The organism is Serratia sp. CoH_134_PS_4 (assembly GCF_058190535.1).
In genome coordinates, this window is the sequence record NZ_JBXWKI010000003.1 from 1 (window position 1) to 24,843 (window position 24,843).

Annotated in this window: 24 protein-coding genes, 2 tRNA genes and 1 pseudogene; 12 read left to right on the top strand and 15 right to left on the bottom strand. The window is 53.3% G+C overall.

Features of this window, described 5'->3' with window-relative positions; all coding sequences use genetic code 11:
- The 6 genes from AC2FCQ_RS06955 to aspA all read right to left on the bottom strand — a co-directional run bounded on the left by AC2FCQ_RS06955 (position 1) and on the right by aspA (position 5,965).
- Positions 1-73: transfer RNA gene (locus AC2FCQ_RS06955), tRNA-Phe, on the bottom strand.
- A 159-nt stretch (positions 74-232) separates the two neighbouring features.
- Positions 233-808: a division control transcriptional repressor DicD gene (gene dicD / locus AC2FCQ_RS06960; RefSeq protein WP_209634249.1), complete on the bottom strand. Its 576-nt coding sequence runs from the start codon at positions 806-808 to the stop codon at positions 233-235.
- Positions 809-848: 40 nt separating this feature from the next.
- Positions 849-2,555, bottom strand: a complete 1,707-nt coding sequence (locus tag AC2FCQ_RS06965) for a protein-disulfide reductase DsbD (protein WP_490307944.1) — start codon at positions 2,553-2,555, stop codon at positions 849-851.
- On the bottom strand, positions 2,531-2,854 hold the full coding sequence (gene cutA / locus AC2FCQ_RS06970; RefSeq protein ID WP_037425900.1) for a divalent cation tolerance protein CutA: 324 nt from the start codon (positions 2,852-2,854) through the stop codon (positions 2,531-2,533). The genes AC2FCQ_RS06965 and cutA overlap by 25 nt, the downstream gene beginning before the upstream one ends.
- A 125-nt stretch (positions 2,855-2,979) precedes the next feature.
- A complete protein-coding gene (locus AC2FCQ_RS06975; RefSeq protein ID WP_209634253.1) occupies positions 2,980-4,281 on the bottom strand; it encodes an anaerobic C4-dicarboxylate transporter in 1,302 nt (433 codons plus the stop codon).
- 247 nt (positions 4,282-4,528) lie between these two features.
- On the bottom strand, positions 4,529-5,965 hold the full coding sequence (gene aspA, locus AC2FCQ_RS06980) for an aspartate ammonia-lyase (RefSeq protein WP_209634255.1): 1,437 nt from the start codon (positions 5,963-5,965) through the stop codon (positions 4,529-4,531).
- A gap of 346 nt (positions 5,966-6,311) precedes the next feature.
- Here aspA and AC2FCQ_RS06985 point away from each other — a divergent pair, with 346 nt between their 5' ends.
- The 4 genes from AC2FCQ_RS06985 to AC2FCQ_RS07000 all read left to right on the top strand — a co-directional run bounded on the left by AC2FCQ_RS06985 (position 6,312) and on the right by AC2FCQ_RS07000 (position 9,558).
- The gene (locus AC2FCQ_RS06985; RefSeq protein WP_037425908.1) at positions 6,312-6,803 is read left to right on the top strand and encodes an FxsA family protein; all 492 of its coding nucleotides are present in this window, start codon (positions 6,312-6,314) and stop codon (positions 6,801-6,803) included.
- Between the two features lie 185 nt (positions 6,804-6,988).
- Entirely contained in the window at positions 6,989-7,282 is a 294-nt protein-coding gene (locus tag AC2FCQ_RS06990; RefSeq protein ID WP_004952634.1) for a co-chaperone GroES, read from the top strand.
- 45 nt (positions 7,283-7,327) lie between these two features.
- Positions 7,328-8,974 carry a chaperonin GroEL gene (groL, locus tag AC2FCQ_RS06995; protein ID WP_037425911.1) on the top strand — a complete coding sequence of 549 codons (1,647 nt, stop codon included), beginning with the start codon at positions 7,328-7,330 and terminating at the stop codon, positions 8,972-8,974.
- Between the two features lie 239 nt (positions 8,975-9,213).
- The gene (locus tag AC2FCQ_RS07000) at positions 9,214-9,558 is read left to right on the top strand and encodes a DUF4156 domain-containing protein (RefSeq protein WP_037425914.1); all 345 of its coding nucleotides are present in this window, start codon (positions 9,214-9,216) and stop codon (positions 9,556-9,558) included.
- A 78-nt stretch (positions 9,559-9,636) separates the two neighbouring features.
- Here the strand turns inward: AC2FCQ_RS07000 and epmB are convergent, their stop codons facing one another.
- Positions 9,637-10,665 carry an EF-P beta-lysylation protein EpmB gene (gene epmB / locus AC2FCQ_RS07005; protein ID WP_209634257.1) on the bottom strand — a complete coding sequence of 343 codons (1,029 nt, stop codon included), beginning with the start codon at positions 10,663-10,665 and terminating at the stop codon, positions 9,637-9,639.
- A 42-nt stretch (positions 10,666-10,707) separates the two neighbouring features.
- Between epmB and efp the strand changes: the two genes are divergently transcribed.
- The 4 genes from efp (at position 10,708) to sugE (ending at position 12,243) form a co-directional block, all read left to right on the top strand.
- Entirely contained in the window at positions 10,708-11,274 is a 567-nt protein-coding gene (gene efp, locus AC2FCQ_RS07010) for an elongation factor P (protein WP_209634259.1), read from the top strand.
- A 74-nt stretch (positions 11,275-11,348) separates the two neighbouring features.
- Entirely contained in the window at positions 11,349-11,477 is a 129-nt protein-coding gene (locus tag AC2FCQ_RS07015; RefSeq protein ID WP_232103375.1) for an entericidin A/B family lipoprotein, read from the top strand.
- A 122-nt stretch (positions 11,478-11,599) separates the two neighbouring features.
- Positions 11,600-11,731, top strand: coding sequence for an entericidin A/B family lipoprotein (locus AC2FCQ_RS07020; RefSeq protein WP_044553925.1), 132 nt, complete (start codon positions 11,600-11,602; stop codon positions 11,729-11,731).
- 194 nt (positions 11,732-11,925) lie between these two features.
- Positions 11,926-12,243, top strand: coding sequence for a quaternary ammonium compound efflux SMR transporter SugE (sugE, locus tag AC2FCQ_RS07025; RefSeq protein ID WP_037425920.1), 318 nt, complete (start codon positions 11,926-11,928; stop codon positions 12,241-12,243).
- Here sugE and blc read toward each other — a convergent pair.
- From blc to frdA, 5 genes are all read right to left on the bottom strand, one after another.
- Positions 12,237-12,770: an outer membrane lipoprotein Blc gene (blc, locus tag AC2FCQ_RS07030; RefSeq protein WP_490307945.1), complete on the bottom strand. Its 534-nt coding sequence runs from the start codon at positions 12,768-12,770 to the stop codon at positions 12,237-12,239. The genes sugE and blc overlap by 7 nt on opposite strands.
- 90 nt (positions 12,771-12,860) lie before the next feature.
- Positions 12,861-13,220 (bottom strand): fumarate reductase subunit FrdD, encoded by a 360-nt coding sequence (gene frdD / locus AC2FCQ_RS07035; RefSeq protein ID WP_020824891.1) that lies wholly within the window; start codon positions 13,218-13,220, stop codon positions 12,861-12,863.
- Between the two features lie 12 nt (positions 13,221-13,232).
- A complete protein-coding gene (gene frdC, locus AC2FCQ_RS07040; protein ID WP_209634263.1) occupies positions 13,233-13,625 on the bottom strand; it encodes a fumarate reductase subunit FrdC in 393 nt (130 codons plus the stop codon).
- 15 nt (positions 13,626-13,640) lie between these two features.
- Complete coding sequence (locus AC2FCQ_RS07045; protein WP_265556256.1) at positions 13,641-14,375, bottom strand: succinate dehydrogenase/fumarate reductase iron-sulfur subunit; 735 nt, start codon at positions 14,373-14,375, stop codon at positions 13,641-13,643.
- On the bottom strand, positions 14,368-16,164 hold the full coding sequence (gene frdA, locus AC2FCQ_RS07050) for a fumarate reductase (quinol) flavoprotein subunit (protein WP_209634267.1): 1,797 nt from the start codon (positions 16,162-16,164) through the stop codon (positions 14,368-14,370). Before frdA ends, AC2FCQ_RS07045 begins: the two co-directional genes overlap by 8 nt.
- A 385-nt stretch (positions 16,165-16,549) precedes the next feature.
- Between frdA and epmA the strand changes: the two genes are divergently transcribed.
- Complete coding sequence (epmA, locus tag AC2FCQ_RS07055) at positions 16,550-17,527, top strand: elongation factor P--(R)-beta-lysine ligase (RefSeq protein WP_490307946.1); 978 nt, start codon at positions 16,550-16,552, stop codon at positions 17,525-17,527.
- A 187-nt stretch (positions 17,528-17,714) separates the two neighbouring features.
- Here epmA and mscM read toward each other — a convergent pair whose 3' ends face one another.
- The 3 genes from mscM to rsgA form a co-directional block, all read right to left on the bottom strand.
- Positions 17,715-21,062 (bottom strand): miniconductance mechanosensitive channel MscM, encoded by a 3,348-nt coding sequence (mscM, locus tag AC2FCQ_RS07060; RefSeq protein ID WP_209634271.1) that lies wholly within the window; start codon positions 21,060-21,062, stop codon positions 17,715-17,717.
- 13 nt (positions 21,063-21,075) lie between these two features.
- Complete coding sequence (gene asd, locus AC2FCQ_RS07065; protein WP_490307947.1) at positions 21,076-21,972, bottom strand: archaetidylserine decarboxylase; 897 nt, start codon at positions 21,970-21,972, stop codon at positions 21,076-21,078.
- 76 nt (positions 21,973-22,048) lie between these two features.
- On the bottom strand, positions 22,049-23,098 hold the full coding sequence (gene rsgA / locus AC2FCQ_RS07070) for a small ribosomal subunit biogenesis GTPase RsgA (RefSeq protein WP_490307948.1): 1,050 nt from the start codon (positions 23,096-23,098) through the stop codon (positions 22,049-22,051).
- A gap of 183 nt (positions 23,099-23,281) precedes the next feature.
- Between rsgA and orn the strand changes: the two genes are divergently transcribed.
- From orn to AC2FCQ_RS07085, 3 genes and pseudogenes are all read left to right on the top strand, one after another.
- Complete coding sequence (gene orn, locus AC2FCQ_RS07075) at positions 23,282-23,827, top strand: oligoribonuclease (RefSeq protein ID WP_061807516.1); 546 nt, start codon at positions 23,282-23,284, stop codon at positions 23,825-23,827.
- Positions 23,828-24,029: 202 nt separating this feature from the next.
- Positions 24,030-24,105, top strand: a tRNA-Gly gene (locus AC2FCQ_RS07080).
- Between the two features lie 584 nt (positions 24,106-24,689).
- A pseudogene (locus AC2FCQ_RS07085) lies at positions 24,690-24,770 on the top strand (ESPR-type extended signal peptide-containing protein); the annotation flags it as partial.
- Positions 24,771-24,843: the final 73 nt, after the last annotated feature.

Sequence of the window (24,843 nt, forward strand, 5' to 3'; positions counted from 1 at the left end):
TGCCCGGACTCGGAATCGAACCAAGGACACGGGGATTTTCAATCCCCTGCTCTACCGACTGAGCTATCCGGGCAACGCGCAGCATTAAACCGTATTGGCCGAAGGCAGTCAACGGCTTTCTCAACGAAATCAGGCAAAATGCGTCTGATTGCTGGCTTTTCGGTCAAAGGGCGTGAAATTTGGTCCAAAACTGTCGACGCTCTGCGGCGGCTGTGTGCCGCCGGGAGTGAATTCAGCTTAATGCCCCGTTTCTGCGGCACTGGGCCACCTGTAAGATGTCTTCCGCCAGTCGCTTAGCGACAGATACGTCCTGTAGCTGACGTTTTACCAGCAGTTTACTCAGGCAACCCTCCTGAATCAGCTCCATCTGCTGTGCCACCATGTCGGCGTCATCGGCGTCCATTTCACGGAGTAGATCACGGGTCAGATCCAACGATGTCAGCTTCTGCTGTTCCGCTAGCTGGTGGATCGGGTGGTCCACCTCTGGGAAGAAACTGCAGGCGGCAATAAACAGGCAACCCGGGTAGCGGTCATGTTTGACGTATTCTTCCAGAACGTCATATCGCGCCAGCAGTTTTTGCTGTGGGCTCAGGGTTTCGTCCAGCAAGAGTTGGCGGCGCCAGGTGTCAATTTGCTGACCGTGATAACGCAGGCAGTCATACAACAATGCTTCGCGATCCGGCCAGAATCGCTTTAGGTCACCCGGTTGCACGTCGAGTTTATCTGCCAGCATTTCTAGTGTGGCGGTCGCCAGGCCCTGTTGTTCTAACAGCCCCAGTGCCGTATCAAGAACGTGTTCACGTTGCACTTGTGCTCCCTCCAAATTCGGTTCTGAAATTCAGTGTTATTTATTGCACCACTTTCTGCAAATGCGCGTTGAACGCCGTTGCATCCATAAATCCGGTTACTCGTTGGTTTGTTAACTCTTGCCCGACACCATTAAAGAACAGAATTGTCGGTAATCCCAAGACTTTTAGGTGTTTGAGAAGCGCGACCTGCTCGGTATTGTTGGCGGTCACATCGGCCTGCAGTAGCACTGTGTTGGAAAGCGTAGTCTGAACCGCGGTATCACTGAAGGTGTACTTTTCGAACTCCTTGCAGGCTACACACCAATCAGCGTACAGATCCAGCATTACTGGCTTCCCTTGCGCCTGTTGCAGCGCAAGATTGAGCTCTTCTACGTTACTAATACGTGTGAACTTCAAATGTTGCACTGCAGCTTGCTGTGCGCTATTGGCACCAAACGCCCAGTCTTGGAGCGGGCGTGCAGTAATCACTGCCGCTGCCAGCAGGAGTAATTGCAATGCACGCCCCCAGCCGCGGGAGGTTTTCAGACTCAACGTGAATGCCCAACCAAAGAACGCCAGGCCGAGCAGGCTCCACAACCGTAGCCCCCATGGCTCGCCAATGACACGTTCCAGCAAGAATACAGGCAGCGCCAGGATCACAAAGCCAAAGGCTTCTTTGACATACTGCATCCATGGGCCGCTGCGCGGCAACAGGCGATTGCCGAACAGGGTCACCAGCACCAGCGGGATACCCATGCCTAACGCATAGAGGTACAACGTACCGCCGCCTGCCCACATGTTACCGCTTTGGGCAATGTACAGCAGGATAGCGCTGAGCGGCGCGGTAGTGCAGGGAGAACAAATCAGCCCAGCCAGCGCACCCATCAGGAACACGCCAGGCAGAGAGCCGCCTTGTTGGGTGTTGCTCCAGCCCGCCAGCCGTGTTTGCAGTGAAGACGGCAACTGCAGCGAATACAGACCGAACATCGACAAAGCCAATGCGATAAACAGTATCGACAGGCCGATGAGAACATAGGGGTGTTGCAGTGCTGCCTGGAACTGTAGCCCGGCGGCCGCAACCACTAAACCCAGCAGGGTGTAGGTCAGCGCCATGCCCTGAACATACACCACCGCCAGTGCCAGTATGCGTCCACTGCTGTGCGGTTTTTCTCGCCCAAGGATGATGCCGGAAATCAAGGGGTACATCGGCAGTACACAGGGGGTAAAGGCAATACCAATACCAATCAGCAGTGCCCACAGCGGGGAAAATGGCAGACCGGCCGGCGCAGGTGCTTCAGGCGCAACGGTAGGCGGCGCGGTGACGGCACTTACGGCATCCAAAGGGATCACCCGTGTTTCCGGTGGGTAGCAGAAACCCGCTTCGGCGCAGCCCTGATAAGTCACACTCACACTGGCGCCACTGGCAGCCTGCCGCAGGGGAATGGGCAGAGTAAGCTGCTGCTTGAAAATGGCCACTTCGCCGAAGAACTCATCTTTATGGCTCAGCCCGGCAGGCAGCGTAAAGGCGCCTAACGTCGCCTGCTGTGGTACCAGTTTGATCTGCTGGCGGTACAGGTAATATCCGGGGCGGATTTGCCAGTTTAGCGTGAGCTGGTGGCCTTGCTGCTTAAAATCAAAGGCAAATGCCTGATCGACGGGCACGAATTGGCTGCCACCCTTTTGGGTGAACAACGAGGCCTGAGCCGCCTGTGGCAAAAAAAACAGGCTGCAAAGCAGGAATATCAATTTAATGAGGCGTTGATCCATAACAGGTAGTCTTTATCTCCAGCCATCACCGGCAGTACCAGTAGCTCGGGCGTTTGGTACGGGTGATGTTGTTTCAAGTAGTTGAGCAGGGCGTCTTGGTGGTGGCGATCGCTTTTGAACAGCATTTGCACTTCGTACTCCTGCTCCAGTTTCCCTTCCCAGTAGTACAACGATGATGCGCCGGGTAGCAGCGTGGCGCAGGCCGCCAGCTTTTCTCCCAATACCCGGGCTGCCAGGTCTTGTGCCGTGGCCTCATCGGGTGCGGTGCAGAGTATGACGATAGCTTCGCAGTCAGACATCTTCGGCCCTCTCATCCAAATTATCAGTGGGCACTATACCTTGAAGGACGGTTGGCTAGAAGGCGAGTTTATCGCCAGTGGGGCAGGATTGGAGGAAACCGGGGCGGTAAGCCCCGGTGAGAGCATTACAGCATTACGCCGCCCAGCAGGAAGCCGAATAGCACCGCCAATATCACGCCGATGGTGCCGGGGATAAAGAACGGGTGGTTAAAGACAAAGCGCCCAATGCGCGTTGTGCCGGTGTCATCCATCTGCACTGCCGCGACCAGCGTAGGGTAGGTCGGCAGGATGAACAGGCCCGAGACGGCAGCGAAGGATGCCACGGCGGTCAAGGGGGATACATTCAGCGCCAGCGCCATTGGCATCAATGCCTTGGCAGTGGCGGCCTGAGAGTACAGCAGCGCAGAGCAGAAGAAGAAGATCACTGCCAGCAGCCATGGGTGTGACTGAATCACGCTACCCGCTGTCTCTTTGATCCAATCAATATTGGCCTGCACGAAAGTATCGCCCAACCAGGCTACGCCCAGAATACAGATACAGGCGCTCATACCGGCCTTGAAGGTGCTGGAGTTCAGCACTGCATCAGTATCGACGCGACACAGCAGGGTCGTCAGGGTGGCGACGCTCAGCATGATGATCAAAATCGCATTGGTGGTGTTCATCAAGGGTTTTGCCACCAGGCCCAAGCCTGGGCTGTTAATGATGGCGTAGGCTACCACGCACAACACGCCCAGCAGGAACAGCAATACTGAAACTTTGGCGCGCGGTTTGATTTCCATTACCTTGTTGCCGCGCAGTGTCACCAGGCCTTCTTCAAGGCGTTTCAGGTAAACCGGATCGTCCGACAATTTAGAGTCGAACAGCCAGCTCACTAGCAACGACATCACCAGTACGGCACAGAAAGTTGAAGGCATGACCACCATCAGCAGGTGCAGATAGCTGACGCCGTGGCCTTCCATCACGGAAGACATGTAAACTACAGCCGCCGAAATGGGGGATGCGGTGATGGCAATTTGAGCGGAAACCACTGCGGTAGACAGCGGGCGGCAAGGCTTGATGCCCTGTTCTTTCGCCACTTCTGCAATGACGGGCAGTGCGGAAAGAGAGATGTTGCCGGTACCGGCGAAGATGGTCAGAAAATAGGTGACGATCGGCGCTAAGATCGTGATGTGTTTTGGATTCTTGCGCAGCAGTTTTTCAGTTTGCTGCACCAGGTAATCCATACCGCCCGCGACCTGCATTGCCGAGATCGCGGCAATCACAGCCATGATGATGGAAATCACGTCGAAAGGGATGCTACCTGGCTTCACGCCAATCAGCGCCAAGACCAAAACCCCGAGTCCGCCTGCAAATCCAATTCCGATACCGCCCAGCCTGGCCCCTAAAAAAATGGCCAGCAGAACGATAACCAATTCTACGGCTAACATAGTGTCTACTCCTTAAAGTGAGCTATACCCTGCATTTTTAAAGCCGCATCTGCGTTGGCTGTCAGTGCTCACCCCAGTCACTTATTTGAGTAAGCTCTTGGGATTCCCTCTTGCCGCCTTGATGCAGCCCCAATTATTTTGGGTGTAAATTGAAAATAAAAAGTTAAATTTTTGTGGGCGATGGAAAGTAAAAAGGCACGCTATCCAGGGGATTTAGCGTGCCTTTTTGGGCTACCGGGTGTATCTGCTATTGTTCATTTTCATCCGTATAGCGTTTGGCTTTATAGGCCGGGTGCATCAAGTTCTCCACGGAGAAGATGTCATCCAGCTCGGCTTCCGTCAGCAGACCGCGTTCCAATACGACTTCACGTACGGTTTTACCTGTTTCGGCGCAGATCTTCCCGACGATGTCACCATTATGGTGGCCAATGAACGGGTTCAGATAGGTGACGATACCGATAGAATTGAAGACGTAGTGTTCGCACACTTCTTTATTCGCGGTGATGCCGTTAATGCATTTTTCCAGCAGGTTATAACATGCGTTGGTCAGTATATGGATAGACTCGAACATGGCCTGGCCAATGACCGGTTCCATCACGTTCAACTGCAGTTGGCCTGCTTCGGCCGCCATGGTAACGCAAGTGTCGTTGCCAATCACCTTGAAACACACTTGATTGACCACTTCCGGTACAACCGGGTTCACCTTGGCTGGCATGATTGAGGAGCCTGCCTGCAGTTCCGGCAGGTTGATCTCGTTCAAGCCGGCACGAGGGCCTGAAGACAGCAGGCGCAGGTCATTACAGATTTTAGACAGTTTAACCGCCAGGCGTTTCAGTGCGCTGTGTACCATCACATAAGCACCGCAGTCTGAGGTGGCTTCGATCAAATCTTCGGCGGGCACGACCGGCAAGTTACTGACCTCTGCCAGTTTCTGTACGGCCAATTGTGGGTAGCCTTCAGGCGTGTTGAGCGCCGTACCAATCGCGGTGGCACCCAGGTTCACTTCCAGCAAGAGCTCAGCAGTGCGATGCAAGTTGCGGGTTTCTTCTTTCAGCAAAACGCTGAAAGCGTGGAATTCCTGACCCAACGTCATAGGGACGGCATCCTGCAGTTGGGTACGCCCCATTTTCAGGATGTTTTCAAATTCCTTGGCTTTATGGTCAAAACCTTCGCGCAGTTGGTTGATGGCGTCGATCAGCTTTTGGTTGGAGGCATAAACGGCAATGCGGAAACCGGTTGGGTAGGCGTCGTTAGTGGATTGGCATTTGTTGAGGTGGTCGTTAGGGTTCAGGTATTGATATTCCCCTTTCTGATGCCCCATCAGTTCCAGGCCGATGTTCGCCAGTACTTCGTTGGTATTCATGTTCAGAGACGTGCCGGCGCCGCCCTGGAACACGTCTACTGGGAACTGGTCCATGCATTTGCCTTTATCCAGCACTTCATCACAGGCCTGGATGATGACATCAGCGATTTTGCGCGGAATGGTTTTTAGTTCTTTATTCGCCATCGCTGCGGCTTTTTTTACCATCACCATGCCACGAACAAATTCGGGCACATCACTGATTTTGCTGTTGCTGATATAGAAGTTTTCAATCGCACGCAGAGTGTGAACACCGTAATAGGCTTCTGCGGGGACTTCACGTGTTCCTAACAGGTCTTCTTCGATACGAATGTTATTTGACATGAGAACCTTCTTTAAATTGCTGCCGAATTAATTAATTGTCAGGTAACCAAATTATGTTGCCGAAGGCTTCAGGCGTGAAACGATTAACCATAGTGCCCGTTGCTGCCCAGATCATATGCTGGTTAGTAATAAATGACTGAATCCAGATCACCTTCTGGGCCTTCTTAAATCACGTGTTTCGTGTTCTGTGATCTCATTCACGTTTACTCACTTTAGCAATAAAAAAGGGTCTTTGGTTGAAATGGCTACCGGCTGACCCCATTGTATTGAGGTCGGCCGTTTACCGGCCTCTTTTTCCGCGTCGTCGCCAGTGTGCGGCTACGCAACGCTACCAGAGGAGAACCAGGTGCGCTGGTTACCGTTACTGCTGATATTTCTGTTGGCTTACATAGAAATATCTTTATTTATCAAAGTTGCCGCCGTATTGGGTGTGGCAATTACTCTGTTGCTGGTGGTGTTCACCTCCTGCGTCGGCATTTCGCTGGTACGCAATCAGGGCATGAAAACCTTCATGCAAATGCAACAGAAACTGGCTGCCGGTGAAAGCCCGGCAGCGGAAATGGTGAAGAGTGTTTCGCTGGTGCTGGCGGGTTTCCTGCTGCTTGTCCCAGGGTTTTTTACCGACTTCCTCGGTCTGTTGTTGCTGCTGCCGCCCGTGCAGAAGTCGCTGACGCTTAAGTTGATGCCGCATCTGTCCGTCTACCGCCCAGGCGGTTGGGGGCAAGGGGGCGACGCTGCTAATGGCAACACTTTCGACGGTGAGTTTCAGCGTAAGAATGACGATCGTTATACGTTGGATCACCAACCTGACGATCATGACAAGCGTAACGATCGCTGAAAAAACGCGGCTCAGGCCGCGTTTTTTGTATCGGTAGCCCAGTATTGCCATTAAAAGCGAAAATTTTTTTGGCCGGCCCCTTGAAGGGGAATGGAATGCCCCCATTTCAAATTCCACGAGGCCGGTAATCACAATCCGGTGACAACCCTAAATCTGATAGAGACCTTCTTACAGGAGAGCGTTCAATGAGTATTCGTCCATTGCATGACCGCGTTATCGTCAAGCGCAAAGAAGTTGAATCAAAATCTGCTGGCGGCATCGTTCTGACTGGCTCTGCAGCGGGTAAATCTACTCGTGGTGAAGTAGTTGCAGTTGGTAAAGGACGTGTTCTGGAAAGCGGCAACATCCAGCCGCTGGATGTAAAAGTTGGCGATATCGTGATTTTCAACGACGGCTACGGCGTGAAAGCAGAGAAGATCGACAATGAAGAAGTGTTGATCATGTCCGAAAGCGACATTCTGGCAATTGTTGAAGCGTAATTACGCTTTTATCTTCTGAACTGAACGAGTTGAAGGGAAATACCAATGGCAGCTAAAGACGTAAAATTCGGCAATGACGCTCGCGTGAAAATGCTCCGCGGTGTGAATGTTCTCGCTGATGCAGTGAAAGTGACCCTGGGCCCGAAAGGCCGTAACGTAGTGCTGGATAAATCCTTCGGCGCTCCTACCATCACTAAAGATGGCGTATCTGTTGCTCGTGAGATCGAACTGGAAGACAAGTTTGAAAACATGGGTGCGCAAATGGTGAAAGAAGTTGCCTCTAAAGCGAACGACGCGGCAGGCGACGGTACCACCACTGCAACCGTACTGGCTCAATCCATCATCACCGAAGGCCTGAAAGCAGTCGCTGCCGGCATGAACCCGATGGATCTGAAGCGCGGCATCGACAAAGCGGTTATCGCTGCTGTTGAAGAGCTGAAAAAACTGTCCGTACCTTGTTCTGACTCCAAAGCTATCGCTCAGGTAGGCACTATCTCTGCAAACTCCGACGAAACCGTGGGTAAACTGATTGCAGAAGCGATGGAAAAAGTCGGTAAAGAAGGCGTCATCACCGTTGAAGAAGGCACTGGCCTGCAAGACGAGCTGGACGTGGTTGAAGGTATGCAGTTCGACCGTGGTTACCTGTCTCCATACTTCATCAATAAACCAGAAACAGGTTCTATTGAGCTGGAAAGCCCGTTCATCCTGCTGGCTGACAAGAAAATCTCCAACATCCGTGAAATGCTGCCAGTACTGGAAGCCGTAGCGAAAGCGGGCAAACCACTGCTGATCATTGCTGAAGATGTTGAAGGCGAAGCGCTGGCTACCCTGGTGGTTAACACCATGCGCGGCATCGTGAAAGTGGCTGCGGTTAAAGCACCTGGTTTCGGTGACCGTCGTAAAGCCATGCTGCAGGACATCGCTACCCTGACTGCCGGTACCGTTATCTCTGAAGAGATCGGTCTGGAGCTGGAAAAAGCGACCCTGGAAGACCTGGGCCAAGCTAAGCGTGTTGTTATCAACAAAGACACCACCATCATCATCGATGGCGTGGGCGATGAAGCGACTATCAAAGGCCGCGTTACCCAGATCCGTCAGCAGATCGAAGAAGCGACCTCTGACTACGATCGTGAAAAACTGCAAGAGCGTGTCGCTAAACTGGCTGGCGGCGTTGCCGTTATCAAAGTTGGCGCAGCAACTGAAGTTGAAATGAAAGAGAAGAAAGCACGCGTTGAAGATGCCCTGCACGCAACCCGTGCTGCGGTTGAAGAAGGCGTGGTTGCGGGTGGTGGTGTTGCACTGATCCGTGTAGCAAGCAAAATCGCTAACCTGAAAGGCGACAACGAAGACCAGAACGTCGGTATCAAGGTTGCACTGCGCGCGATGGAATCCCCGCTGCGTCAGATCGTAATCAACGCCGGTGAAGAAGCTTCTGTTATTGCGAACAACGTGAAAGCAGGCGAAGGCAGCTACGGCTACAACGCTTACACCGAAGAATACGGCGACATGATCGCGATGGGTATCCTGGATCCAACCAAAGTAACCCGTTCTGCTCTGCAGTACGCGGCATCTGTGGCTGGCCTGATGATCACCACCGAATGCATGGTAACCGACCTGCCAAAAAGCGATGCACCTGATTTAGGTGGCGCTGGCGGTATGGGTGGCATGGGCGGCATGGGCGGCATGATGTAATCATCCCCCACGTTAGCGTGTGCAAAAGCCCCGGCCAATTGGTCGGGGTTTTTTTTTGCGTGCTTTGTCGTACGGCTTTTGATGATATTTTTGCAGACCGGACTGATTTAGCTGGTAAACTGATCTTTCATCAGCTGTCGCTCAAGACGTTGGCCAGCACCAGTGGCAACGGATGCTTAAGAGATGGCAACGCTTTCTGATAAGCTTTTGCGAAATTCTCAATATAGATGGGGAACAAGATGCGGATTAAAGCCTTACTGGGTCTTTCGGCAGCGGTACTGCTGGCAGGTTGCAGCAGCACCAATGAACTGTCCGCTGCAGGCCAACAGGTTAAATTCACCGACACCAAACCGGCAGCAGAATGCCAGCTGGTGGGCGAAGTGACCGGCACTCAGAGCAACTGGTTGTCAGGTAATGGCGGTGAAGGTAGTTCCATGCGCGGTGCGGCAAACGATCTGCGTAATAAAGCGGCGGCAATGGGTGGCAATGTCATTTATGGTGCAACCAGCCCAAGCCAGAACTTACTGTCAAGCTTTGCCCCATTAGACAGCAAAATGGTTGGCCAGGTTTATAAGTGCCCGTAACATAATACGATTTACAAGATGGCATAAAAAAGAGGCATGCTCAGGCATGCCTCTTTTTGTCTCGATAAACCGCCATCGTCAGTCTTGCATCAGGTGCAGGTCGAGAGGGGTTTTGCTTGGCTTACCACCGACTTCACGGGTGAGGCGTGGCACCATATAGCCGGAAACTTTGCTCAGCAGAGACTGCATGATTGCGCGTGCCTCGTCATCACTGACCATAAAGTGCGCGGCTCCCTGTACCTTATCCAGTACGTGGATGTAGTACGGTAGAATACCTGCATCAAATAGCGCGTTACTCAGTGCCGCCAGCGTGTCAGCATTATCATTAATACCACGCAGCAGCACGCTTTGATTCAGCAACGTGACACCGGCCAGGCGCAGCTGTGCCATGCTGGCTTGCAGTTCGCGGTCAATTTCATTGGCGTGGTTGATATGCGTGACCATCAACACCTGTAGGCGTGATACTGAAAGCCGCTGACACAGCTCAGGCGTAATGCGCGCAGGGATAACGACGGGTAAGCGGGTATGAATACGCAGCCGTTTCAGGTGCGTAATGGCCTCTAGTTCACCGATCAACCAGTCCAACTCATGGTCTTTCGCCATCAACGGGTCCCCACCGGAGAAAATAATCTCATCCAGTTCTGGGTGTTGGCGGATATAATCCAGCGCTTGACGCCAGTTGGCCTTGTTGCCCTGGTTGTCCTGATACGGAAAATGGCGGCGGAAGCAGTAACGGCAGTTGACCGCACAGCCTCCTTTGACCAACAGCAAAGCACGATTACGGTATTTATGCAGCAGGCCTGGCACCACACTACGTTGTTCATCCAGCGGGTCGTTTGTGAAGCCAGGCGCATTGATGAACTCTTCGCTGGCAGTCAGAACCTGGCGCAGTAACGGGTCATCGGGATCGCCGGAACGCATGCGTGCGGCGAAGGCGCGTGGTACGCGCAATGCGAACAGGCGCCGGGCTTCGCGGCCCTGCGGCAGCTCTGGATGCGTATTCAGTGATAAAAGCTGCAGTAATTCATCGGGATCGGTAATAACATCGGCGAGTTGATGCAACCAATCTTCTCTATATGCCGTACTTTGGGTTATAATGTGTGCCATTTTTTTGGCTAAGCTACCAGTTTAAATATTCAGAGGGCCATCATGGCGACTTATTCTAGCAACGATTTCCGTCCGGGTCTTAAAATCATGTTCGAGGGTGAACCTTACGCCATCGAATCCAGTGAGTTCGTCAAGCCGGGCAAAGGCCAGGCGTTTGCACGCGTTAAGATGCGTCGTCTGCTGACCGGCAGCCGCGTTGAAAAAACCTTCAAATCTACTGACTCTTGCGAAGGCGCAGACGTTGTAGATACCAACATGAACTACCTGTACAACGACGGTGAGTTCTACCACTTCATGCACCCTGAGACTTTCGAGCAACACGGTGTTGAAGAAAAAACTGTATCTGATGCGGCAAAATGGCTGCAAGATAACGCAGAATGTATCGTTACCCTGTGGGACGGTCGTCCTATCGCGGTTCAGCCGCCGAACTTCATCGAAGCTGAAATCGTTGATACCGATCCAGGCCTGAAAGGCGACACTGCGGGTACCGGCGGCAAGCCTGCTACCCTGAGCACTGGCGCTGTGGTTAAGGTTCCCCTGTTCGTACAGATTGGCGAAGTTGTCCGCGTTGACACTCGCTCTGGCGAATACGTTTCACGCGTTAAATAAGTTTCAACACAAAGGAGCCAAACTTGGCTCCTTTGTTTTATCCCTTCCCGCATATTGTTGGCAGAATCTGAATAATGAAGAAAACTCTGTTAGCCGTTGTCTCCCTGTTGTTACTGATGTCCCTTAGCGGTTGTAATACTTTCCGTGGCTTCGGTGAGGACGTCCAGCACCTCGGCGGCGCTATTTCGCGCACGGCCAGCTAATACACATAAAATGCACTAATGTCATAGTGCAAAATAAAACCATTTTAAACAGCAACGCCCGCTAATATTTACTAAGCTTAGAAAGTCGTATTTTTTCATCACTGATAAATAAGGACTTCCCTATGCTGAAGAAAAGTATTATCGCGATTTTCTCTTTGATGATTTTGACCTCATTGACCGCATGCAATACCACTCAAGGTGTGGGCGAAGATATTCAGGCTGGCGGTAAGGCCATCCAGCGTAGTGCGCAATAGCCCGCATTCCTGACCCCGGTGGTATTTCCCACGGTGGAATACCACCGCATCGTCAAACCTGCTTGCCTGCCCGTTTACGGGCCTGATATCCTGCCTCTGGCGCTCTTCTTGCCCGCAATTCATCATCAAACTGAACGGGACGACCCGTTTACGTGTCATTGTTCGGGGACGACCCCACTTATGGAGGCCGTCTCATGGCTTGGATTATTTTACTTATCGCGGGTTTACTTGAAGTTGTGTGGGCTATCGGCCTGAAATACACCCATGGGTTTACCCGCCTGACGCCGAGCATCATTACCGTTGTCGCTATGGTGGTCAGTATGGTGCTGTTGGCGAACGCGATGAAAACGCTACCTGCGGGCACCGCTTATGCCGTCTGGACGGGAATCGGCGCTGTGGGGGCAGCAATTATGGGGATGGTATTGCTGGGTGAGTCGACCAATATCGCGCGCATTATCAGCCTGTGCCTGATCGTTGTCGGCATACTTGGGTTGAAGTTCAGCAGTCACTGATGTTGCTGTTGTTTCACCCAGATTAGCTTATCCGTATCAAAGCCGTTGTTTTTCGCGGTTTGTACTAATCTGTCGCGCGTGGCGGTGTCCAGTGTCGGCGTGCGCGACAGTATCCACAAATACCCCCGGTTTGGGCCGCATACCAGGGCGTATCGGTAATTCGCATCCAGCTCAATCACGTTATATCCACCGTAGAAAGGCCCAAAAAAGGACACCTTAAGTGCGGCAACCTGTGGTGAACCCGTAAAATAGGCCTTGCCCGTGCTTTCCTGCCATTGTTGTTTTTGCGAATTAAAACCCCGATTAACCACTTTTAGGCCACCGTCTTCGCGAGGGCTGTAACTGGCGGTAACCTGCTCGAGGCCCCGTTCAAAACGGTGATCAAAGCGAGCGATTTCATACCAGGTACCGAGGTAGCGTTGGCTGTCGAAATCATTCACTACTTTGATATCCTTCGGAGGGGAAACGCTGCACGCGGCGGAAAGGAAGGCGGGAATAATCGTGCATAGCTTTGACCGAAGACGCATGGGTTACTCCTGTTTATTACCTGATGTGAATAAACAGTGTAGCCGAAAGGCAAAGCTGGCGGCCAATAAGCGTTGGCCGCCAGCGGTGTTTTATAGCGTTACTACGCCGATAACGGTGACGACGCTGAGGATGGCTGCCAGGCCATAGAACACCCATTTGCCTGCCGGCACGTGGATTTTCAAATCGTGCATCGCATGATGGATACGATGCAGACCGCACCACAGTGGCAGGATGATCATCAGCAGCAGGAACAAGCGGCCGATCAGGCTTTGACAGAAAGCCAGCACGCGGTCATAGCCTAATGCATCGCCGGGGAACCACCCCAGCGGCAGCAGAATGCCGACCAGCAGTACGATAGCGGGCGCGATGATCGCCCCCCACATGCCGCCAGCGCCGAATAATCCCCAGAAAACCGGTTCGTCTGAGCGTTTAGGTGCTTGATTTATCATGTTTCCTCCGGATTACAGCAAGGCCACGGCCAGGATGACCACGCTGGCGAGCAGCGTTACTGCCCATAGCGCTTTGACGATAGGCCCAGGCCCCATTTTCTCGCTGTTGACCACGATATTGGCGGCTTTCGGTGCCAAGTCGAACCAGGTTTTGGTATGCAGCAGTGCGGCCAGCAGGGCGATGATGTTAATCAGCAGCACCAGTGGGTTTTGCAGGAAACCGACGAAACCTGCCCAACTATCCGCTCCACCTTTCAGTGCAAAAACGCCGTAGATCAGCACGATACTGAACCAGACTGCCGGTACTGAAGTCCCTTCACGCAGCATATAGAAACGGTAAAAGCCGAGTTTTTGCCACCAGGTCGGCGTCATGGTGCGCACATAGGGCTTACGTTGTGTAGTCATTGCTGTTTATCTCCCTTATTGCGGCTTCAGCATGGCGATCATGAAGTCTTTGGCGCTTTCTACCTTGCCTTGCTGAATCGCAGCGGCTGGATCAACGTGCTTCGGACAGACTTCAGAACAATAGCCAACAAAGGTACAGCTCCATACGCCGTTCTGGCCGTTGAGCTGCGCCATGCGCTGTTTCTGGCCGTGGTCGCGGTTATCCAGGTTATAGCGATGCGCCAGAGTAATCGCCGCAGGGCCAATAAACTCTGGATTCAGGCCGAATTGCGGACAAGCGGCGTAACACAAACCGCAGTTGATGCAGCCAGAGAACTGGTGATACTTGGCCATCTGCGCAGGGGTTTGTACGTTAGGGCCATCTTCCGGTTTGCGGTTATTGCCGATGATATAAGGCTTAATGGCTTCCAGACTTTCGATAAAGTGAGTCATATCGACCACCAAATCACGTTCAATCGGGAAGTTACCCAAGGCCTCTACTTTCATACCGTCGGTGTATTCGCGCAGGAAGGTTTTACAGGCCAATTTCGGAACCCGGTTGACCATCATGCCGCACGAACCGCAAATCGCCATGCGGCATGACCAGCGGTAGGACAGGTCGGGCGCCAGGTTATCCTTGATATAGCCCAGCGCATCGAGCAGCGAGGTTTGTTCGTCATAAGGGACTGCAAAGGTTTCGAAATGCGGCTCTGCATCGCGTTCAGGGTTATAGCGCATGACCTCGATTTTCAGGGTCTTCATCTCAGCCATTTGCCTGCTCCTTATCCTTTTTATCCTGTGCTTCGGCTTCAGCACCGTACACGCGTTTGGCCGGTGGCAGTTTGGTGATCTTCACGTCGCTGTATTCCAGGCGTGGTGCGCCGTTCGGGTTATGGAACGCTAAGGTATGCTTCAGGAAGTTCACGTCGTCACGTTCGGTACAGCCTTCATCCAGGCGCTGGTGAGCACCGCGGGACTCTTTGCGGTTCAGGGCAGAGTGTGCCATGCATTCTGCGACGTCCAGCCCGTAACCCAGCTCGATGGTGTACAGCAAATCGGTATTGAACACGCTGGAACTGTCGGTGATTTTTACGCGTTTGAAACGTTCTTTCAGCTCAGCCAGCTTATCGACAGTCTTTTGCATCAACTCTGGCGTGCGGTAAATGCCGCAGCCTTCTTCCATCGACATGCCCATTTCGTCGCGGATTTTGGCCCAGTTCTCGTTACCTTCCTGTTTCATCAGGTTGCTCAGACGGGTCTCGACGTCGCGGCCTTGTGCATCCAGAGCACTGCCGTTGGCCGGGCCGCTTTCCAATGCCCGACGTGCGGCGTGCTCACCGGCGACTCGGCCAAACACCACTAATTCTGCCAGTGAGTTGGAACCCAGCCGGTTGGCGCCGTGCAGACCGACAGACGAACATTCGCCAACGGCAAACAGCCCCTTGATGCGTGTCTCACAGTTTTGGTCGGTCTCAATACCCCCCATGGTGTAGTGCGCGGTCGGACGAACCGGAATGGGGTCTTTCACCGGATCCACGCCGACATAGGCTTTGGCCAGTTCACAAATAAACGGCAGGCGTTCGAGCAGTTTCTTTTCCCCCAAATGGCGCAGGTCGAGATAGACCACGTCACCACGAGGTGTCGGGATGGTGCGGCCGGCACGCCATTCGTGCCAGAAGGCCTGAGAAACTTTGTCGCGCGGGCCCAGTTCCATGTATTTATTCTTCGGTTCGCCCAGCGGGGTTTCTGGCCCCATGCCGTAGTCTTGCAGATAGCGATAGCCGTCTTTGTTCACCAGAATACCGCCTTCACCACGGCAACCTTCAGTCATCAGAATGCCGGAGCCTGGCAAACCGGTCGGGTGATATTGGACGAATTCCATATCGCGCAGCGGTATGCCGTGATGGAACGCCATACCCATGCCATCACCGGTAACGATGCCGCCGTTGGTGTTGTAGCGGTATACGCGTCCAGCACCGCCGGTAGCCATGATCACCGCATTGGCACGGATCTGCACGCGGGTGCCTTCCATCATGTTCATCGCTATCAAACCACGGGCCTGACCGTCATCCACCAGAATATCCAGCACAAAGTGCTCGTCAAAACGCTGGATTTGCGGGTATTTGAGTGACGTCTGGAACAGGGTATGCAGCATATGGAAGCCGGTTTTGTCGGCGGCGAACCAGGTACGTTCAATCTTCATGCCGCCGAAGCGACGCACGTTGACTGAACCGTCTGGTTTGCGGCTCCACGGGCAACCCCACTGTTCAAGTTGGATCATTTCACGTGGGCAGTTGTGAACGAAATGGTCGACTACGTCCTGTTCACACAACCAGTCGCCACCGGCAACGGTGTCGTTAAAGTGGTAGTCAAAGGTATCGTGATCCTGAGTAACGGCGGCGGAGCCCCCTTCGGCGGCCACGGTATGGCTGCGCATCGGGTAAACTTTAGAGATCAGCGCGATTTTCAGTTGGGGATTGGCTTCCGCTGCGGCTATTGCTGCACGTAAACCAGCACCCCCGGCCCCAATAATGGCAAGATCGGCGTTAAAGGTTTGCACTGCATTCCTCCAATATTCTTGTTAAGAACGGCAAATTAAATATCTATGCTTAATATTTATAAAAATTCTTCGGGTGCTAACTAATTGAGTTCATTGTTGTTGCATAAAGACTAAGGATAGATATCTCCCACCAATAATGTGGAATTAACTATACCTAAAGATAAGTAGAAGAAATTTGATGTGATCGATTGTTTTGCCTTTTAACTCGAAGCCGGAAGGATAATTGCCTGCAAGGGGTATTTAACGTTTATTCACCTTTTATTAACCTTTCTGCTAATTATTTATCAGGAAATACCGCCATTAAAGGTGCCGGGCTGTTAAGAATTTGTTTGCATGCCAGGATACGAGTAGACTGCATCCCCTGTTTGATTTCGGAGTAATTACCATGAGCGAAACGGCAAGCTGGCAGCCAAGTGCACCCATCGCCAATTTGTTGAAACGCGCAGCGATCCTGACTGAGATCCGGCGTTTCTTCGCCGATCGTGGCGTATTAGAAGTTGAAACGCCAACCATGAGCCAGGCGACGGTCACCGATATCCACCTGTTCCCGTTCCAGACGCGCTTTGTCGGACCCGGTGCCGCGGATGGCCTGACGCTGTACATGATGACCAGCCCGGAATACCACATGAAACGGTTGTTGGCGGCAGGCAGCGGACCGATCTATCAGATGGGGCGCAGTTTCCGTAATGAAGAAGCGGGCCGGCACCACAACCCGGAATTCACCATGCTGGAGTGGTACCGTCCGCATTACGACATGTACCGGCTGATGAATGAAGTGGACGATCTGTTGCAGCAGGTTTTGGATTGCGACAGCGCGGAGACGCTGTCGTATCAGCAGGCTTTCTTGCGCCATCTGGATATCGATCCGTTGTCGGCGGAGAAAGTGCACCTGCGTGAAGCGGCAGCCAAGCTCGATCTGAGCAACATCGCCGATACTGAAGAAGATCGCGACACGCTGCTGCAACTGTTGTTCACCGTGGGTGTGGAACCGCACATCGGCCGTGATAAACCGGCATTCGTTTATCATTTCCCGGCCAGCCAGGCATCGTTGGCGGAAATCAGTACTGAAGATCACCGGGTGGCGGAACGTTTCGAGGTCTATTTCAAAGGGATTGAGCTGGCGAATGGTTTCCGTGAACTGACCGACAGCCGTGAACAACGTCAGCGTTTTGATCAGGACAATCGCAAGCGTGCGGAACGCGGTTTGCCGCAGCATCCGATTGATAACAATTTATTGGACGCTTTGCAGCATGGCATGCCGGAATGTTCTGGTGTGGCCCTGGGGGTTGACCGGCTGGTGATGCTAGCGCTGGGGGCAGAAAGCCTGAGCGACGTGTTGGCCTTCCCGGTTGGGCGCGCGTAAGCGTATCTCTGTCGTCTTTCACGGCGCAGCGTTCAGACAGATTTATCGCTCCCCCCACTGACTTACTGAAGTAAGTCAGTGTCTGGGGATCGGCGAGCTGGCCGCAACGTGAAATCCATAGGGTATATTGTGGTGATAAAAGGGTTCGGTGTTGCATTGCACGCCGAACCCTTTTTGCATGCTGAGGTTACAAACTGCCCGATTCGCGTTTGGTGTTAGGCGCCGGCGTGGAAGGCGGCGTGCGACCGTTGCTGGTCAAGCGGGATAGCGTTTCGCTGCGCACCTGGAACGGCGGGTATGGCAGCGTAATGCCATGCTCGCGGTAACCGGACAGGATCAACTGATGGATCTCGTGACGCAGCGGCATGCGGTGGCCCATTTCTGCGGCATAGATACGCAGTTCAAAGATCTGGATGCCTTGCTGTAGATCGACCAGATAGACTTCAGGCGCCGGGTTATCCAGCACCAGTGAGCAGCGCTCTGCGGCGTTGGTCAGGATCTTGGTCACTTCTTCACTGTTGGCATCCGCAGGTGCCGGCACGGTCAGTACCACACGGGTCAGGTTGTCCGACAGCGACCAGTTGATAAACTGTTCAGTGATGAATGCCTTGTTAGGCACGATGATCTCTTTGCGATCCCAATCCGAAATTGTCGTGGCTCGGGTGTTAATCTTGGTGACGCTGCCGGTCAGATTGCGGATCGTCACGGTATCGCCGATGCGGATCGGTTTCTCGAACAAAATGATCAGGCCGGAGATAAAGTTAGAGAAGATCTCCTGCATACCAAAGCCCAACCCCACGCTGAGCGCAGTCACTACCCATTGCAGTTTCGACCACTCGATGCCGATCCAGGCAAAGCTGAGCAATGCGCCGAACAGCAACAGCAGATACTTGGTGATGGTGGTGATGGCATAGCCAGTGCCCGGTGCCAGATCCAGGTGTTGAAGCACTGCCAGTTCCAACAGCGCCGGCAGGTTACGCACCAGCTGCATGGTGACGATCAGCACCAGAATGGCGATCAATACCGCACCAAGGGTGATTGGATGCGCGGTATCCACCCCATTGACCGTCGAGCTGACGTTCCACAGGGTGATGTTTTCCAGGAAGCTAAAGGCGGAATGGATTTCTGACCACAGGACGATCACTGACACCAGCGCGATCATTGTCAGGATCGAACGCACCAACCGCAGGGATTGGGCACTGATGGTGTCCAGATCGATCTCCGAGTCATCCAGATCCATCGAACCTTCGGTGCTGTTGGGGGCGTGTGAGGTTTCCTCTTCACCACGCGCACGCTGGGCCAGGATATCGGCACGGCGCTGCTTGGCGCGGTCGAAGGCGATACGGCGGCGCTGGATAAGCATCCACCGGCGAATAATATGGTAGATCACTAGCAGGAAGAACCAGATTGCGACGGAGGTTTCCAATCGTGCCAGCAGCGCCTGTGACGTGGTCAGGTACCCGACGGCGGAGGCGAGCGCCGCCAACACTGGTGCTGACAGCAGCAGCCCCCAGAGTGCGGTGTTGATGATGTTCTCACCGGAGCCTTTCTTGTCCAGATACAGCGGAATGCCGGCACGTTTCAGGCTGTTGGTGACGATAGCCAGCGCTAAACACAGCAGGATAAAGCACAGCCGGCCAAGAGTATTGGCAAATTCGCGTTCTTTCAGGCTGTCGAAGGTGATCAGGGCCATGATCAGCGGCACGATCAGCCAGATCGACATTTTGTAGTAGCGCATGGCGCGTGAAACTTGCTTCGCCGGCCAGCGGAAATGCACGATGAATAGCCCTTGCGGGTGGGCAAACGCGGCGCAAATCATACATACCCAGAGGATTGGCAGTGTGGCCGTCACCCCTTTGCCGATCGCTTCTGCGACCGGATAATTCCAGGCGCTTTGCAGGCCAAACCCGAGTGCTGCCCAGAGTACAGGTAGCGGCAGTGCAACCAGAATTGACCAGAATACGGTGCGTACGGTCAGGAAAAATTCGTCTTGGGTGACCTTACCAACTCGGCTGCTGGCCCGAGCCAGGAAGTCGTGGTAGTGCTTACGGGAACTGATGCTGAAAATGACCAGCAGCAGAGCGCCAAAGATGGGGATCAGTGTTTCGCGGCTGGTTACCATCATCATAAAGGCGCCGCCCAGCTGCGATAACGTATCCAGCGACAGCAAGAGCGTAAGATCGTGCGCCACGTTAATCGGGTAGGACAGGGTGATCGGATTAACATCCGGGACCCAGAACAGATAGCGGTGCGTGGCGTCCTTGATTTCGTTCAGCGCCTCGATCAACTGGGTATTTGCTACTTTAAGCTTGGTCAGTTCGAGGATTTGAGTGTCGCAGCCAGAAAGCAGTGAATTCAGGAGTTCACGTTGGGTACGCAATTGTGCGTCGACAATGCGTCGTTCCGCGCTGGTCAGTTCACTGCCGTCGTCACGTTTGAATTCTCGCTGAGGCAGCTTCTCCAACTGGCTTTCAAACTGCAGCCGTTGCACGCGCAGTTGGGCCATATCGCCATCGAGCTGCTGTGGCTTGGGCATTTCCGGTAGCGTTGCCACCTGAGCGCGCAGGGTTTCGCCGAGCGCCGACGAGGAGCCGAGCCATTGCGCCTGTTCGATAATGGTGCTTAGTGCCTGACGCACCTGCAGTGTTTGGGCGGCGGCCCGGCGTTGTTGGGATGAGATCAGGTCCATACGCTGGGCCTGATTATTCAACGCGGCAGAAAGCTCGCGGTTAATCTGTAACTGCTGACTGACGCTTTTTGGCAGATCGCCATTTTGTTCGGCGAGTTGTTCGGTCTTTTCCAGCGCCAGCTCGGCTTCACGTTGCCGCTGTGCGTTGAGGTTATTGCGTAACGCCTGCAGTTGAACGTCAATCTTCTCATGGCGCTTTTTGTAGACTTCTGCGCGCATTCGCGCCAGCTCTTGACGGTTGTTGGCGGACAGTTGCGCCAGCTCGAGCTCGTCCACCTTTGCTTTGCGCGCCGCGGCCTCTGCCTGCAATAACGCCAGCGCTGCTTGCGCATGCGGGGTGGTTGGATTGGCGGGTTGAGCCTGCAGGCGGCGCTGTACTTCCGTCAACGCACGGCGTGCATCGGTCTGCTGCTGTGGCAATTGGCCCAGAGAGTCACTGATCTCTCGCGTACGGTCCTGTTCTTGTTGAAGCAGGCGTGCCTGTTCCAGCAGCAGGCTGCTGGTCTGCAGTATTTGCTGCTCCAGATCGCTGGCCGGCAGATTATCGCCGTTTGGCAGGATTTTACTGTTTTCCAGCGTTAACTGACGGCGCAGTTCCTGCGTCATCTTGGGGAAGTCGTCAATTACGCGTTGGTACTGTTCAACGCGCGTTAACGACTCTTTCCTCTCTGACAACCAATTGAGGGCGCTTTGGAGTGCCTCTGTCGTTTCCGCCTGATTAGGCGCGCTTTTGTTGCCCTCGGCCTGCTTTAGCTCTTGCTTAATCTGAGCTTCAGTGGGCACCGTAGCGGCCAGCACCGGTTGAGACAGTAAACAACCGAGCAATAGCGTGATAATCAGGCGCACAGCGTCAATTCCTTTAGATCTGCGGTGATTCAGTGGCGACAGGCGCGGCTGGTATTTCTGCGTAGGCTTCACCCATGCGGGTCACGGTGCCGTTATTCAGCTGCGGAGCAAACGCTACGCTGCCTGGTGTAAACAGGTTGATGACGGTAGAGCCGAGCTTGAAACGGCCCATTTCTTCGCCTTTTTCCAAGGCGATGGCACCTTCTGCGCCCTCTTCCGGATAGGTCCAGCGCTTGATCACGCCTTCGCGTGGTGGCGTTACCGTACCAGCCCACACCGTTTCGATACTGCCAACGATAGTGGCACCGACCAGAATCTGCACCATTGGCCCGATGGCGGTATCAAATACGCAGATGACACGCTCGTTGCGTGCGAACAGGTTCGGCACGTTGGCGGCGGTGAGTGGGTTGACGGAAAACAGGTCGCCCGGGACGTAAATCATTTCGCGCAATACGCCAGCGCAAGGCATATGTACGCGGTGATAATCACGCGGGGCCAGGTAAGTGGTGGCAAACAAGCCGTTACGGAATGGCTCCGCCAGCATATAGTTGCCGGCAAGCAGCGCTTCCAGACTGTAGTAATGGCCTTTAGCCTGGAAAATTTGATCGTCGTTGATCGGGCCGAGCTGGCTTATCGCACCATCGGCAGGCAGCGCCAACCAGTGGGCGTCGTCGATGATCGGACGCGCACCGTCACGCAGCGGTCGCACAAAGAAATCGTTAAAAGTGGCATAAGAAGCCAGGTCAGGATTTTTTGCTTCCTGCATGTCCACGCGGTAATAGCGGGCGAACGCCTTCAGTACAAGCTGGGTTAGCCAGCCCGCGTTTTTATCCGCACCCCAGCCAGCCAGGCGGGTCAGTGCCAGCTTTGGCAACCAATACTGCAATTTAATTTTGATGCTATCCAGCACGTTAACCTCGTAAATCGGGGTAAAAGGGCGCGCATTGTAACTGTGGCTCCGCCACAGTCAACGCCGCCCGGTATGATCAGTCTGCGGCATCAGTAAAGTTCTTGCGAACCTTCACTTGCGCCATGCTTTCCAGAATACGGTGGTAGTTGTCAAAACGTTCTTTCGCGATGTCGCCTTTCTCCATTGCGGCACGGATCGCGCAGCCTGGATCGGTATCGTGGCGGCAATCACGGAATTTGCAACCGCCTAAATAATTACGGAATTCGACAAAACCTTGGGTGATTTGTTCCGGTTCCAGGTGCCACAAGCCAAACTCGCGCACCCCTGGGGAGTCAATCACGTCGCCGCCGTGCTGGAAATGATACAGCCGTGCAGCGGTAGTGGTATGTTGCCCGAGGCCAGAGACATCGGAAACCTGATTTACCAGAATTTGCTCTTTGGACGCAGGAAGCAGAGCGTTCAGCAGGCTGGACTTGCCGACCCCTGACTGGCCCGCAAAGATGCTGATGCGCCCAACCAGCGCTTGTTCAAACGCTTCCATGCCTTCGCGCGTCTGGCTGGAGACTTCCAATACCCGATAGCCAATCTTGCGATAGGTATCCATCATACCGTCGACCCGTTTACGCGCTTCGGCGTCTAACAGATCAATCTTGTTCAGGACGATCAGTGGCTCAACTTCCAGCGTTTCACAGGCGACCAGGTAACGGTCGATGATGTTTAGCGAAAGTTCGGGCAAGATCGCCGAAACAATAACGATTTGGTTGATATTAGCGGCGATCGGCTTCACGCCGTCATAGAAGTCTGGGCGTGTCAGTACCGAGGTGCGTTCATATACCGCCTCGACAATCCCTTTGACCCCTTCATGGGTGCCAACGCCAGGACGCCATACCACACGATCGCCGGTGACCAGTGAACGCAACGTACGGCGGATATTACAGCGATGCTGGGTACCGTCCGTTGCTTCAACGTCAGCATGCATGCCAAAACGGCTGATTACGATGCCGTCCTGCGGCTCGCCCAGTTGGGAATCATCCAGTTCCGGTTTGTTATCGGTGCGCTTCAGGCGACGTTGATGGTTCGCCTGCACGCGGCGTTCTTGACCTTTGGACAGTTTGTTCTTGCTCACTGCGCCTCACTTGAATCCGCTTTATCGCTCATGGCGACCAAAAAGACTATGATACACGCTATTTTATATTAAATAACCGTTGTTAGCCGCCACGCGCAGCGTACCTCTGCCAGCAAACAGCCAGCGTCGGTCGCCGCCTTGTCCACAGTTTGTTTATCTTTTGGCTTTTACGCAGGAAATATCATGACAGGAAACGAAAATAACCTGATTTGGATCGATCTGGAAATGACTGGGTTGGATCCTGAACGCGATCGCATTATCGAGATCGCCACATTGGTCACTGACGCCAATTTGAACATCCTTGCAGAAGGCCCGGTAATCGCCGTACATCAATCAGATGAACAACTGGGGCTTATGGATGACTGGAACGTGCGCACGCATACCGGCAGTGGGCTGGTGGAGCGTGTGAAGGCCAGCCAGTTCGACGACCATGCCGCTGAACTGGCGACCATTGCCTTTTTGCAGCAGTGGGTTCCTGCCGGTAAATCACCGATTTGTGGCAACAGTGTTGGTCAGGACCGTCGCTTCCTGTTCCGTTATATGCCAGAGCTGGAAGCCTACTTCCATTACCGCTATCTGGATGTCAGTACGCTAAAAGAGTTGGCTCGTCGTTGGAAGCCGGAAATCCTGAGCGGTTTTAAAAAGCAGGGGACGCATCAGGCAATGGATGACATCCGTGAGTCGGTGGGCGAGTTGGCCTATTACCGTGAGCATTTCATTCAGTTGTAATGGATGTGGGGCCCTCGACAGGGGCCGTATTCCAAAAGTGCTCGGCTGCGCCGCTTAATTGTTCAATCAGCCGATTTAATCAGCAATCAAACAAAAATCGTGTTTTTTTGCTTTTAGGGGCTTGCGGCCAAAAGGATTTCTCGTATAATGCGCACCCCGTACCGATGAAGAATTTCGTTTAGTTCCGACATCGATACGCCGGGCGGGAATAGCTCAGTTGGTAGAGCACGACCTTGCCAAGGTCGGGGTCGCGAGTTCGAGTCTCGTTTCCCGCTCCAAAATTATACGCTGCAGAGCATTCTGCAGATGACGAAGAAAGGGGCTTTTGCCCCTTTTTTCGTTTTTGTATTTCCTGACCACGCGTTTTCCTGGTCAATGCAAGTGGGTCACTCCTTGCTCCCAATATTTGTATTCCCCAAAGCCCCCCTGCTTCAACGTCATACTCACCCGATCTCTGTTTCGACAGAATGGGGTGTGCTTTCTCATTTAGGCCCAATTAATAAGAAATTAATATACTAAAATTACAATATATAAATAATTTTTATTATTTATATTCAATGTATTAAAGGTTTTTCTGAATTTTCATTTTTTGGGAAACTTTAATTTCTTTAAGTTAAATGCCGTGTGTTATTTTTAGTGCGAATAATGCAGGCAATAGGGTATCGGTAAATATGTGCACGTAGATATTGCCGGGCCTCCGCCAATGTACCAGGGGATTGCATGCCCAACCCAGGCTTCGTAGGCGCCAGGCACACGGAGCGTCATGAAATGGATTTTGTCGGACGACTTTTTGGCCCGATGTGCAGCAAGTATATTGTTTTTGAATTGCTGCCAGCGGCCATAAAGGCTGGAGCAAATTATAATGAATCACGTATTTCGTATCGTATTTAATTCGGCTTTGCGGGTATATCAAGCCGTATCTGAATTGACTTCAGGACTTAGCAAAAACGTAACTGCGGGGGTTACACCTGCTTTACATCGGCCCTATAAACGGGCTCCTTTCCGTTACAGTGTCG